General features: G+C 60.1%; 9 protein-coding genes. 3 read left to right on the plus strand and 6 right to left on the minus strand.

Annotated features, from left to right (window positions below):
- Nucleotides 1-60: 60 nt before the first annotated feature.
- From ABDJ85_RS07810 to mads1, 6 genes are read right to left on the minus strand one after another with little or no spacing between them, the layout of a single operon-like run.
- Complete coding sequence (locus ABDJ85_RS07810) at nucleotides 61-2,799, minus strand: DEAD/DEAH box helicase (protein WP_347704203.1); 2,739 nt, start codon at nucleotides 2,797-2,799, stop codon at nucleotides 61-63.
- Nucleotides 2,799-4,601 (minus strand): site-specific DNA-methyltransferase, encoded by a 1,803-nt coding sequence (locus ABDJ85_RS07815; protein ID WP_347704204.1) that lies wholly within the window; start codon nucleotides 4,599-4,601, stop codon nucleotides 2,799-2,801. Before ABDJ85_RS07815 ends, ABDJ85_RS07810 begins: the two co-directional genes overlap by 1 nt.
- 12 nt (nucleotides 4,602-4,613) lie before the next feature.
- The gene (locus tag ABDJ85_RS07820) at nucleotides 4,614-6,614 is read right to left on the minus strand and encodes an ATP-binding protein (protein ID WP_347704205.1); all 2,001 of its coding nucleotides are present in this window, start codon (nucleotides 6,612-6,614) and stop codon (nucleotides 4,614-4,616) included.
- Nucleotides 6,614-8,380 (minus strand): AIPR family protein, encoded by a 1,767-nt coding sequence (locus tag ABDJ85_RS07825; protein WP_347704206.1) that lies wholly within the window; start codon nucleotides 8,378-8,380, stop codon nucleotides 6,614-6,616. Before ABDJ85_RS07825 ends, ABDJ85_RS07820 begins: the two co-directional genes overlap by 1 nt.
- Nucleotides 8,380-11,259: an SNF2-related protein gene (locus ABDJ85_RS07830; protein ID WP_347704869.1), complete on the minus strand. Its 2,880-nt coding sequence runs from the start codon at nucleotides 11,257-11,259 to the stop codon at nucleotides 8,380-8,382. The genes ABDJ85_RS07825 and ABDJ85_RS07830 overlap by 1 nt, the downstream gene beginning before the upstream one ends.
- Nucleotides 11,260-11,318: 59 nt before the next feature.
- Entirely contained in the window at nucleotides 11,319-11,603 is a 285-nt protein-coding gene (mads1, locus tag ABDJ85_RS07835) for a methylation-associated defense system helix-turn-helix domain-containing protein MAD1 (RefSeq protein WP_430765522.1), read from the minus strand.
- Between the two features lie 140 nt (nucleotides 11,604-11,743).
- On the opposite strand from mads1, the gene ABDJ85_RS07840 reads away from it, so the two are divergent.
- From ABDJ85_RS07840 to ABDJ85_RS07850, 3 genes are read left to right on the plus strand one after another with little or no spacing between them, the layout of a single operon-like run.
- Entirely contained in the window at nucleotides 11,744-12,097 is a 354-nt protein-coding gene (locus ABDJ85_RS07840) for an integrative conjugative element protein, RAQPRD family (RefSeq protein ID WP_086077272.1), read from the plus strand.
- Nucleotides 12,094-12,327: a TIGR03758 family integrating conjugative element protein gene (locus ABDJ85_RS07845; protein ID WP_086077271.1), complete on the plus strand. Its 234-nt coding sequence runs from the start codon at nucleotides 12,094-12,096 to the stop codon at nucleotides 12,325-12,327. The genes ABDJ85_RS07840 and ABDJ85_RS07845 overlap by 4 nt, the downstream gene beginning before the upstream one ends.
- 22 nt (nucleotides 12,328-12,349) lie before the next feature.
- Nucleotides 12,350-12,718 carry a TIGR03745 family integrating conjugative element membrane protein gene (locus ABDJ85_RS07850; protein WP_033470526.1) on the plus strand — a complete coding sequence of 123 codons (369 nt, stop codon included), beginning with the start codon at nucleotides 12,350-12,352 and terminating at the stop codon, nucleotides 12,716-12,718.
- Nucleotides 12,719-12,730: the final 12 nt, after the last annotated feature.

Raw genomic sequence — 12,730 nt, forward strand, 5'->3', positions numbered from 1 at the left:
CCGCCTGGGTGCCTTGCCGGAATCGCTTTTGCTCACCGAAGTCGATCAAGGGCAGCTCAACTACGTCTTGACCTCAAAGCGCAGGTAATCCGCGAGCCGTTTCGACTCGCTGACTTCGTCATGAGGCACCAGCAGGTACTTCCAGGGCTTGGTGCCAACGTTCGCCGCGTGATCGGAAGCGTGCTTGCACCACCGCATGGCGGCAGCGGCCTTGACCTGAACCTCCTGCGTGTTGATGTCGGCACGTGCCTTCGTCTCCACCATGAAGATGGTCGCGTCCGTCTCGGCCACGAAGTCGGGGATGTATTCCGGCTGCTCGGCGCCGAGCTTGTAGTAGATCTGGAACTGCCCCTTCGCGGGCTTGAGCCACTTCGTCGCGTCGCGCTCCAGGATGATGGCGAAGCGCCGTTCGGTATCCGAGTCGAACTTCTGCAGCGGGTACAGACAACGCGCGAAGCCACCGAAGAGCATCTGCTTGATGCGACTGGTCTCGGTCACGGTCTCCCGGAAGTGGTGGGCCGTCTGGCCTGCCGTGGCGGTGTAGTTGCAAGGCTTGAGTTCAGTGAAGCCGCGACTGACCTGAACCTCGTACTCAGTCGCCTCCTCCCAGAAGTGGGCCATCATCTGCGCGTGGATTTCCCGTGCGATCAAGCGGCGGTCACGATCGAGGACGCTGATGGCCTCGTCCTCGGACAGATAGCCGCGCAAGTGTTGCACCATCTGGCCCGCGAGGTCGTAGAGCAAATCGGCGTGGGTGAAGTAGTCAATGTCGTCGAAGTCCACCAGGGCGTGGACGATGTAGTCCTCCGGGCGCTGTTCCCGCAGCCCGACTTCGGCGGCCAGGGTGAACTGCTCGTTCGTGCGCAGCATCTGACCGACGATCTCACGCTGGCCAGGCTGGAGATGGAGCTGGCTCAGGTCCAACTTGAAGGCGTGGAAGCCCGTCGTGACCTCGCCAGTTGGCACCACCGCGATGCGCGGGATGTCGATGGTCTGCTGCACCACGATCTCGGTGGTCTTCGCCACCACAGCGGACAAGTCAAGTGCGGGGACTGATTCATCCGCGCCCGCCAGCAATTCGCCTTGTAGGGGTTTCAACCGCTCCGTCACCTCCGCCAGGATTTCCTTCTGCACCTCGGGTCTCAGCAGCGCGCTGCTGGTAGGCACCAGATCGCGCCTGATCTCGTACTTGCCAATGACGTCCATGACCACGCGCGCGGCCTGCTTTTCCGCCTCGGTGGTGAACACCGGGGCCGGCGCGGCGGTGGCTGTCGCTCCATTGGCGACACCTGATGGGCCCGTCTGCACGACCGGCGTGTCCGTCAAACCGAGGCGAGCCGCTGCCCCCGACTCGACCTGCACGCTAACCTTCTTATCGTCGGCGCTCGGTGCATCGAGGATGACCTGCTTCAGGCGAATCGGCGAGTCGCCTCGGTTGGCCTCGTCGATGATCTCCTGGAACTTGTCGTGCGCGACGATGTTCAAGCGATCCACCGACGCGACGCCCGTGCGCTTGCCGTAGGGCAGTCGCAGGCCACGTCCGATGGACTGTTCGATCAGCGTGCGGGCATTCGCCGCGCGCAGTGGAACGATGGTGTAGAGGTTGGTCACGTCCCAGCCCTCCTTGAGCATGTTGACGTGAATCACGATCTCGGTCGGCTCGTCCACGCTCTCCACGGCCAGCAGGCGCGTGATCATCTCTTCTTCCTCCGCGCCGGTGCGGCTGGAATCGACCTGAATCACCTTGCCCTGGTAGCGCCCCTCGTAGAAGGCTCCCGACTCCAGAAGCGCCAAGAGTTGCGCCGCGTGCGTGGTATCGCGAGCGATGACGAGCATGAAGGGCTTGACCGGCTTGACGCCGTTCTCGCGGGCGTAGGTGAGCAGCTCGACCTTGGTCGTCTCATGCAAGCGCACGCCGTCTTCCAGTTTGGTCTTCTCGATCTCCTCGGGCGTGTGCGCCTTGGCGTCGAAGTTGCGCTGGGTGACCACGGCCGGCTCCTTGACGAAGCCATCCTCCATCGCTCGCGCCAGCGGGTAGTCGATCACCACGTTCTTGAACGGCACAGGCCCTCGGCTGGACTCAACGAAGGGCGTCGCTGTCACTTCCAGACCGAACAGCGGCTTGAGTTCGTTGATGGCGCGCACGCCGGCGCTGGCCCGGTAGCGGTGCGATTCGTCCATCAGCAGCACCAGGTCAGACAGGCTAGCCAGGTGGTTGAAGTAGCTGTCGCCAAGCACCTCCCGCATGCGCTTGATGCGGGGCTCTTTGCCTCCGCGTACCTCGGAGTTGATCTTGGAAATGTTGAAGATGTTGATGCGTACGTCGTGGGCGAAGCCCATCGATTGATCGCCTACCGCTGCACCGGTCTGGTCGTAGTTGTCGCCGGTGATGATCAGCGGCGGTTGCTGCGCGAATTCTGCGATCCCCTTGAACACGTACTTCGGCGTGTTGCGCGTGAAGTCCGTGATGAGCTTGTTGTAGATCGTCAGGTTGGGCGCCAGCACGAAGAAGTTGTTGATGTCGTGCGCAAGATGCAAGTAGGCGATGAAGGCTCCCATCAGGCGCGTCTTGCCCACGCCCGTGGCCAGCGCGAAACACAGCGACGGGAACTCGCGCTCGAAGTCCTCCAGCGTGCTGAACTCGGCCTTCAACGTGGACAGAATGGCCGAGACATCGCGCTCGTGACCCAATAGCTCGGGCGCAGCATCGAGGGCGCGTGCGAGCTTGATAAGGGACTCGGTTTGCGGCGGACGAAGAGACAGACGACCGGTAACGGCGTGCAGGACGCGGGTGCTCATTATTCGTTCTCCCCAAACAGGCCGCCCTGTCCCGCGTTGGCGAGGGCCGCATTCTTGTTCTTGATCTTCTTGCTGTTATCAACCGTGACCGCAGGCTCGGTCTTCTCAATCTCCGCCATTGGCAGGTTGATCACATTCAGGCTGTAGTCGTCACGGCCCCAGTGGCAGCGGGCCAGCACCATCTTCGGGATCTTCTTCAGCGTCAGGTTCGGCCAGCGCTCCGCCGCTTTGGTCGCCGTGACTCCGCGGAAAGCGGCGCAGCACACCAGCAGGCTCCGCTCCGGGCCGACTTCATCGGCCAGGGCTTGCAGTTGCTCAGCGGACAGGTTCTGCGTGGTGACGTAGATGAAATCGCGCTCGCTGGAGTGGCCGTGCTGCCACCAGTGCGTTTCCGACGGAGCGTAGGCAAAGCCTTCCAGCTTGGCCAGCGCCTCGGCCAGTTGCGCAGCGTTGTATTCTGGATTGATGACCGGGTTGCCCCAGCGGTCGTTGACGATCAGGCTGGGGGCAAGGCGGTAATAGCGGAAGCCGCCGCCGCCTTTCCAGCTCATCGCTGCAGTGACACCTGCCGGGTCTTCGCCATCGATCACCTTCTTCAGGCGGGGAATCACGTGGGAGTGACAATGCTCGCCCAACTCCACCATGATCCAGCGACGCCCCATTTTGTGGGCGACTGCCCCAGTCGTTCCAGAGCCAGCAAAAGAATCAAGAACGATGTCGCCAGGCTTGGTTGCCAGATCAAGACATCGCTTGATAAGCCCCTCGGGCTTTTTTCCTTTTGGGAAGTTGATCCCACCTTCGTTGTGGAGATTATTGGAGAGAATGTCATCCCATAGGCTGGTCAAAGGCTCACCAGCCACGTACTTCCCGTCAATGAACTTGAGCTTATCCGAGTAGAAGAGGATTCGCTCTCCATTGACGAAGTACATATTCGAATGAGATTCGCGTTCTAGCAGCAAGACTTCGCCGGATCGAGCCTTCGATCTGTCAATCATCTCCCGCGCTTCACTGCTAACGGCGTTGTAGTCTGGCCGTGCGAGACGAACTACACGCTCCGCATTCTTCATCACAAACTCGGAAAGCTGCTCCTCGTACAGATCCCCCAAGGTCTTCTTGAGGCCGCGTTCCGGCATACCGAGATTCATTGCGAACGCGCTAGCAAGCGTGACAAATCGCCAACGAGAGAAGGGCTCTTCGTAGTTTTCGATGAATTGCCCATAGCGCTTGTCCCGCTCTGCACGGGCCGTGAAGATTCGATTGGGCGTCCACAACGATTTATTCTTCGCGTAGATCAGAATGAAGTTAGTGGTGCTCACAACGCCTGGATTGATTGCCTTGTGGCCGGTAGCTGATCCTTGCTTGAAGGTCACCACTGAAACCCGATTCGCCCGCCCGAACACTTCGTCCAACAACGCGATCAGGTATCCGAGCTCGTTATCGTCGATGTGCACAAACATCGTTCCGTCATCGGACAGCAATCGCCGAAGCGATTCGGCGCGATCGCGAATGAGTCCAAGCCAAATGGAGTGCTCGTATCCATCGTCGTAGTGCTCAAATGCCTGTTGCGTATTAAATGGCGGGTCGATGTAGATGCACTTCACCTTGCCTGAGAACTCCTGCTCCAGCGCCTTGAGCGCCAGCAGGTTGTCGCCGAAGATCAGCCGGTTGTCGAAGATGTCGCCATCCGACACGCGATGCGTGGCGTGATATGACTTCTCGGGGTCTTCGAGCAGGATGCGGGGCTCCAGCTTGGGCCGCTTCTCCTTCCCGATCCAGGTAAGTTCTAGTTTTTGTTTGCTCATGGTCATGCCACCTTAATGCTTGTGCAGTCCAAGCTTGTCAAACAGGATGCGGTTGCGGCGTTCTGCATCCTTGATGAGCTTGTCGTAGGAGAGAATTTCGATATACCCGTTGCCAGTCGCCAAAGGGGAGAAATACCCTTCGTTGTCGGCGGTGCGGTGGTAACGTCCGAATACTTGTCGATGCAAAGACGGCATTAAATCAGCGATGAGATACCCGGTGTACCGCAGGCTGGCGGGATTGATCTGCCGCCCATCAACGTCCGTGACGCCCCCTTCGGAGATTTCTCGGAATCGTTGGATGATCTGATCAGCGGGGTCTTTGTCATAATTGTCCCGCCCTGGCCGCTTGAACTCGATGATGACAACACCACCACCAGGCAGGCTGTCTGCCTCAGCGACACCGATGGGTGTGTCATAAAAAAATGCAAAGATGTCCGGCTCGCGGCCCGAGGTGTCGTCCAGCCCAGCGACGCTTTTCAGCTTTTTGTCTGATGTGAGCAGGGTGTGATAGCACAGCCGCTCGTCAATCACCCAGAGGTTCTGCTGCTCGAAGAAGATGTCCTTCGAGGTCGTCCCCATGGGGAAGATCATCTTGTGCAAGACTCGTTCGAGCGGGTATTTGTCATCCGTGCGTTTTTTCTTGAGGCTGTTGTTCACCAAGTCAAGGATCGTTCGGCGGTGCGCAATATAGGCAGCAAGCTGGGCCTTGCCGATTTCGTTGGCCTTTTCCGCGATTTCCTTAAATTTCTCTTGGTACTGTTCGAAGGTTTCGGTTTCGAAGAGCGCCGCGACATGCTTGGCCTCTTTGCGAATGTCGTCCTCGATGGTGCGCTTCACATGCAGAAGAGCTTCGTCCAGCTTGTCTTCAGACAGGCCTGGCTGAATCTTTTGCTCGATCACTTCTTTGTAGCGAGGGTGCGTGAGCGCCCTGTACTCGGGGGCTTGCTCCACAAATTTCTCGATTTGAGCCCGCTTTTCTTCGTTCGTTGACTTCAAGTCGCCCGAGAGCAGCGGGCGCAACGCGCCCGCAATACCCTGGTTCAGGGCGCGCCGGGAGACGAGCGACTGCTCAAGTTCGGGTTCCTCATCGCTTTGGAAAGCGATGCGCGTGCGCTCTTGGTTGGCATGGTCGTCCAGGTATTCCCCGGTGACCAGCACGATCAAGGTGTACGACTCCTGGTCCCCGTCGATCAGCCTTTCGGGAAGCTCCGGAAGCAGGTCACGCAGCTTGCTTGTGGTGACTTCCCGCCCGTTCGCACACAAATTGAGTTCGTGGCGCGAGCGTCCGTCTCGGTGGCGATAAGCCTGCAAGGCGAATGTATGGCCGGAAACCTCAAAGAACTGCTCTTGGATGTGCGCCAGCACGGTGGACTGAAACAGGGCATGCAAGTCAATCGGAGCGTGTCCAGGAGACTCCAGAGCTATCGGAGGGCAGGAGCGGGCCGCAAACCGGATCAGAAAGTGCGCAATGATGCGTTCAGCGATGGTCTCGGGCTGGGTAGGCCACCCAGCCCGAAACTTGTCATCCATGCCCCGCATGGAGGTATGCGTGCCACATGCCTCTTTGACTTCAGACGTGGTGTCTGCACCTTTCAGTTCATCTTGGATGCTGAAGTCGAACTCGCGCAGCAAAGCCTTACCGTCGCGTTTGAAGACGCTGCGGATGTGTACGGATGAAAAGACCTTCAGGAAGGTGAAGCGTCCGACACCTCGACCACCGACCTTCACCTTGGAAAGCGTGTGTGCCTCCTGAAACGAGGCCAAATTCTTTTCGTTGAAGCCAACGCCATCATCAATGACATCAAAGCCGTCCACGACCAGAGTCTCATCGCCAGCTTGATGAGCAAGATCGGTAGAAGCTACCAGCCGGATGCGAATCAAATGATTGCTGAAGCCGTCTTGATGTTCTTCGATTGCATCGACGGCATTCGAGATAGCCTCGTAAAGAGGCATCATTGCCTTGGACTGGGAAAGCTCCAGTCGATCCACCAGACCTTTGATGTTTGCTTGCACTATTGATTTCCTCCCTGGCTCTGCTGCGCCAAGGCCGCCATCAAACGGCCTTTCACGGTTCGACAGTCCGTTTTGTTCTCAAAGATGCTGCGCGCCTGCTTGTTCCACTGCGCGCCTTGGACGGCACTCACAAGGCGCTCGGAAACAAGATCGACTTCGCGTGAAATCGCTGTCATCTCATCCTGGGTCAACGCCAGCATCGGTCCGTTCTGAAACTGAAGCCGGATGAAAATGACGTGTAGAACCAGCCAAGCGCCGTGATTGAGAATCTCTCGTGCAGGGAGTGCCCCCGCTGGCAAGTTGGCGGGATCACCTTCGGCAGTGGCTCTGGCGCGGACTTTCTCTACGACCACTCGGCCGACTTGGGCTATCCGCCACATTTGCCTTGCCGTGAGGGAGTCGGCGAAGAGCCGTTCGTAGGAATGGCGTAAGGGGTCGGTTGCTGATACCAACCCCTCCCGCCCAAACAGCTTCTTTTTGTCGGCCTTGGCGGCGGTCACGTAGTCCTGCCAGTCGTTCGTGGTTACGGTGCAAGCCAGGAATGGCGCAAGTTCACGCGCGCTGAAGCAGGTCGGCGATAGCGGCGGATCGTCGTCCCCCTGCTTGACCAGATAGGTAATGCCCGCCATCTGCAAGGTCTGCTGCCACATGGCCTGCCGTTCATCGAGCGCAGCAAAATCTTCCAGCTCAACGGCATTCTGGCGGTTACGCGATTGGGTGACACGATCACCAAAGCCATCAGGCGCGTTCTCAAGACACACAAACGTCGCCATGACTATGGTGGGATGTGCATCGTAGTGGGCCAGTGGCTCGCGGGCTATCGCCCCAACCGTCTGCGCGCCGTTGATGATGGATAGGCCTCGAATGCGAAACGTGCCAGTCTGCCGATGCGGGTCGCGGGGGTGCTGCTCCGTTATGGAGTCGCAGAGGAAGGTGACGCCGTTATTGAAGTAGAAGAAGTGCTGTGCTTCTTGTCGAATCGTCTCGGTTAGTCCAGCATTGACGGTGGTCGTGCCCTTGAACCGGCGAATGTTCCGATCAACCAGATGCTCCTCGTGTGCCGCCCAAAGATCGGCGAGCCGCTTGGCGTCCATGCGCCCGTAGAACGCCCGGTAGGGCTCTTGCGTGTGACCGAAGTCCTTCAATTCGACTTCGGCTTCTATGGGCTGGGCCGAAACCCCATCCAGATGCAGATCGTGCAGGGTCGTGAGCCCATAGGCATGGCATCGAAGAAAGCCCGGATTTGCGCCATTGAACGCACGCTCCAAGTCGGCAAAGATGTCGCGCCGATCATCGGACACCGCCGTGCCGGAATAGGCCAGCACGACTTTGACCCTGCAGACACCGCTGTTCAACGCATTGGTGATTGCCGCTTGGCGGCTTTGCAAGGCGTTGTTGAAACGATTCCAGCGTCCTTGCAGAAGGTCGGTTACGCCGTCCCGAAATTTGGATACCTCGCCGAGTTCCGGCTCGCCAGTGCCTGACTCTTTGAACTTGGATTGGACCAGCCAGATCGTCTGATCCGTTGAAACGAATACTGAGTCGATTCCATGATCCTGACCACCATCGATGCTGGCGGCCACGGACTCATCGAGATTGGCGCCAGCGTCTTCATGCAGGACGAATGCCGCAATTGCCCTGGACAGAAAGTTGCTTCGCCGAGATTCTGGCGTGTTCCCTGTTCCCGTGATTCGGGTGGAGTAATCTGCATCGAGTTTCTGGCATAGCAGATCGAGTTCGAGGGGCCGAGCGACAACTGTTGCCATCAGACCAGCTCCCATTCGACGGTAAACAGCGTGCGCTCTTCCACCTGCTGCTGGAGCTGCACTTCCAACTGACTGATGAGGTCATTTCGCTGCGCTTCGACTTCGTCCTGCCGGGCAAACAGCTCCCGGCGCAGTTTGCTACGCTTGCCTTCCAGCTCACGCTGCTTTTTCTGCCACGAGAGCTTTTCTTCGAGGGTTGGTGAGGTCGCGGCCGTGCGGCGTACCTCCTTGATCTCGCGATCGATCTCCTTGATCTCCTGCTCCAGACCCAGCTTCAGGTCGTCCGCCCAGGCGTCCAGCTTCTGGACTTCCTGCTCGAAGTAACCGAGGTTGCGCTCGTTGACATCGCGCAGGAGTGCTGTCTTGCGGGTCTCCACGTCGGCCAGCAGGGTGGCGTCAGGGGCGTTGAACAGACTGGCTGCTTGCGTGGTCGCGGGCAGGCGCAACAGTTTTTCCGGGTCTTCTTCCGCGAGCACGACGCCGTCGGTCGTGCCCGCGGCAACCAGCAGATGCTGCTCCTGGTTGCCGAAAGTCTCGACCGAGATCAGCTTCACGGTGAGCCATCCGGCCTTGCCGCGATAGGCTTCGAGGGTGCTGATCTTTGAACCGTAGGCGTTGTAGTCGAAGACGAGTCGAGCCCCGTCGAGTACGCGAGCCTTGGCCTGCTCGATGCCCCATCGCGCCAGCGGATGATTGATGCGGTATAGATGCGCGTCGCCGGAGCGGCGGGGCAACTCGTAGCGCCCCAGTTCGATGCCCGCGAGACCGCCATGCTCGATTCCAGTCGGTATGTGGCGGAGATCGAAGCCGTCGTCATCGAAGGCGGCGCAATGGACCAGTTCCGCGCGGGTCAGGTCCATCAGCATGCGCTCGAAGCGGTTGCGCGCGTTGCGGCTGTCGTCTGCCCGCATGCGCAGCTTCTCCTGCACCTCCTCATCAAAGTTCTCAAGCAAGACCTGCCGCGTCTTGACCATCGCCTCGTTGATCTCGCCGGAGAGGTCGAGCTGGAGTTGCTCGAAGCTGGACTTGATTTCTTCGGGCTCTCGGCAGTTCTGGTAGATCTCGGCGATACGCCGCTCGAAATCGACACCGGAGCCGATGGCGCCGAGAACTTCGTCGCTGGCCCCGAATACACCTTCGAAGAGCTGGAACTTCTGCGACAGCAGCTCGTACACCCGTGCATCGGCCTCATTACTGCGGTCGACGAAGTTGACCACCACCACGTCGAATTTCTGACCGTAGCGGTGGCACCGTCCAATGCGTTGTTCGATGCGCTGCGGGTTCCAGGGCAGGTCGTAGTTGATGACGAGCGAGCAGAACTGGAGGTTGATGCCTTCGGCCCCAGCCTCGGTGGCAATCATGACCTTGCCGCGCTCCTTGAAGTGCTCGACCAGGGCTGCGCGGGTGTCGGCGGTCTTGGAGCCGGTGATGCGGTCGGTGCCTTCGTGGCGTTTCAGCCAGTCCTTATAGATGGCCTGCGCGCGCTGGTCGCTGTTGGTGCCGTTGAAGAGCACGATGCCGTCGCCGTATGGCGTGTCGGCCAGCAAGTTGAGGAGGTATTCCTGCGTGCGCCTGGACTCGGTGAAGATGATGGCCTTTCTGGCCGCGCCCAACCGATCCAGTTCGGCGAAGGCGCGAACCAGCGCAGTGAGTAGCGCCTTACCCTTGGCGTTGTCACGAATGTTGGTTGCCAGCGTTTTGAAGTGGCGAAGTTCCTCAATCTCGTGCGCGATGGCATCACGCTCGGAGCGGTTCGTTGCCTCTTTGCCCGGCTCTTGGTCCTCCCATTCGTCGGCGGTCTCGTCGAGCGACTCGTAGTCCTCGTCCAGTTCTTCGGCGAGATCGGGAACCACGGGAGCTTGATCCAGCACGCCCTGGAGACGCTTGGCCATTGTCTCCAACGCACCCGCAATCGCGTGCGTGCTGGAAGCAAGCAGCTTCCACAGCACGAGTGAAATCAGTTGGCGCTGCCCGTCGGGCAGGGCCTTGAGGTTGGGGCGGCGCAGATAGTCGGCGACGAGCCTGGAAAGTTCCTGCTCTTCGCTCGATGGCGTGAACTCCTCGACGATGGCCCTGCGTGCTGTGTACGAAACGTAGGGCTGAACCTGTTTGCGCAGGGTGCGCTTGCAGATGGGGGCCAGCCGGTCACGCAGGCTGCTGAAGGATTGCTCTCTGCCAGTGAACTGCGAGCGGAAGCTATCAAGGTCTCCGAACACGCGGTCATCGATGAAGCTGACCAGCCCATAGAGTTCGAGCAATGAGTTCTGCAACGGCGTCGCGGTCAGAAGCACCTTGGAGTGAACGCGCGACAACGCCTCCTTGAGGGTCTTGGCGATGACATTGCTGGTCTTGTAAACGTTGCGCAGGCGATGCGCTTCGTCGAGCACGACCAAGTCCCAGTCAATGCCCTTGACGTCGTCGGCCTTGGCCTTTGCGAACTGGTAGGAACAGATGATCGGGCCGGACGCGAACAAGAATGGATTCTGCCGCTCCTGCTTGCGGATCGCGTTGTAGTTTTTGGCTTCAAGGATCAGCCCTTGCAGGCCGAACTTGTCCTGCAACTCCTGGTGCCACTGCTTACGCAGGTTCGCCGGAACAATGATGAGCATCTTCCGTCGCCGTTCGGCCCAGCGTTGGGAGATGACCAAACCGGCTTCGATGGTCTTGCCCAGACCAACCTCGTCGGCGAGGATCACGCCGCGTGAGAGCGGGTTGCGGCAAGCGAAGAGCGCGGCCTCGACTTGATGAGGATTCAGATCGACTTGCGAATCGACCAAGGTTGAGGCCAGCGACTCCACAGAGTCGCCCGCCGCGCGTCGGGTCAGCAGCCAGGCGAAGTACTGGCTCTGGTGCGGCGTTAGAAGCTGCTGTGTTGTCAACGGCGATCCCCCCCCTTGTTCTTTTCCGGATGCGATTCGGTCGTTGACTTGGCGCACGCTCACTCGGCCTCCGGCTTCTTCTTGCTGATGCTTTCGGCGATCCAGCGATCCAGCTCTGAGCGGCGAAAGCGCCAGGTACCTCCAAGCTTGAACGCCGGAATCTCTCCTTTCTGGGCAAGGCGATAGACCGTCCGCTTCCCGGCTTTGAGGTAGGCCGCGACCTCCTCCAGCGTGAGGATCTCGCTCTCGACTTCAGTCATCCGGAAACCATCCGATTTGGCCTTTCGTAGCCTTGGATTGCCAAGTTTAGCCAATTCTACCAGGCCGCGGTAGGCGCTGGCCAACTCCGCAATCCGGGGAGCCTTGCGCAGTTGATGGCCAGTTCGGCCTGGGAATCCGGTCAACCCGTAGTTCCCATTCCCTGCGGCGCAAAGCGAGAGCGCGGCACAGCATCTGGCCATCCGCATCAACGGGGAATGGCTCGATGGGACAGACCAACCGCCGCGCATCCGCATGGCCTTCGCTGGCCGTGCTGCTGGCCGTGTCGCTCTCGGCCCTGCAACCCGCCATTGCCGACGACACCCCGGAGCGTGAGCAGCTCGCCGCGCTCGCGCGCCAGCTCGACCTGATCGACCGACTGGTCGAGCACGCCACCACCACCGCGCCGCAGGCGCGCGCCCGCTACCACTTCGACTACGCCCGGCTGCGCGCCGACCTGAAACGCGTGCGCACCGGCGTGCAGGACTTCCTCGTGCCTCAGCGCGCCCAGCCGCGCGATCCCGTTCCGCTGGCCGGCGACTACCTGCGCCGCGACGAACAGGAGGAGCCCTCGCCATGACCGCCGAGCAGATCGCCGCCTTCCAGGCCAACGGCGGCTTTGCGCCTTCGGCGGTGTCCGTCGTGGTGCTCGGCTTCGTGTTCGCGGTGCTGCTGTTGTGGGGCGTGTGGGCCATGCGCACGGCCTACGTGGGCTGGGCCGAGAACCGCATCAACCAACGTCAGTTCCTGGGCGTCTGCATCCGCTTCGTCGCGATGTACCTGGTGCTGACCTTCTTCCTCCTCTCCTGACCACCACGAAGGGCCATCGATCATGCACACGCCTCCGACTACTTCTCGCGTTCCCTCGCGCATCGCCGCGCTGCTGGCGCCGTTGGCGCTCCTGGGACTGCCGCCATCCGCGTTCGCGCAGGGCCTGCCGACCATGGAAGACCCCTCGCGCGGCCAGGGCAGCGGCATCCTGCAGACCTTGCAGAACTACGGCTACGACATCGTGCTGCTGATCGCGCTGCTCGTGGTCGCCTCGATGTTCGTCGGTGTCTGCTATCACGCCTACACACGCTACTCGGAGATCCACACGGGCCGCGCCACCTGGGGCCAGTTCGGGCTGACGGTCGCCGTGGGTGCGATCCTGTTGGTCGTCGGCATCTGGCTGCTGACCAAAGCCACCGGCGTGCTGTAAGGGCTGCACGTG

Origin of the sequence: Roseateles paludis (assembly GCF_039872745.1) — a bacterium.
Lineage (GTDB): Bacteria > Pseudomonadota > Gammaproteobacteria > Burkholderiales > Burkholderiaceae_C > Pelomonas > Pelomonas paludis.

Coding starts and splice junctions, on each gene's coding strand:
- ABDJ85_RS07810 (WP_347704203.1), bottom strand. CDS start 2,799: ATGAGCACCCGCGTCCTGCACGCCGTTACCGGTCGTCTGTCTCTTCGT.
- ABDJ85_RS07815 (WP_347704204.1), bottom strand. CDS start 4,601: ATGAGCAAACAAAAACTAGAACTTACCTGGATCGGGAAGGAGAAGCGG.
- ABDJ85_RS07825 (WP_347704206.1), bottom strand. CDS start 8,380: ATGGCAACAGTTGTCGCTCGGCCCCTCGAACTCGATCTGCTATGCCAG.
- ABDJ85_RS07840 (WP_086077272.1), top strand. CDS start 11,744: ATGGGACAGACCAACCGCCGCGCATCCGCATGGCCTTCGCTGGCCGTG.
- ABDJ85_RS07845 (WP_086077271.1), top strand. CDS start 12,094: ATGACCGCCGAGCAGATCGCCGCCTTCCAGGCCAACGGCGGCTTTGCG.
- ABDJ85_RS07850 (WP_033470526.1), top strand. CDS start 12,350: ATGCACACGCCTCCGACTACTTCTCGCGTTCCCTCGCGCATCGCCGCG.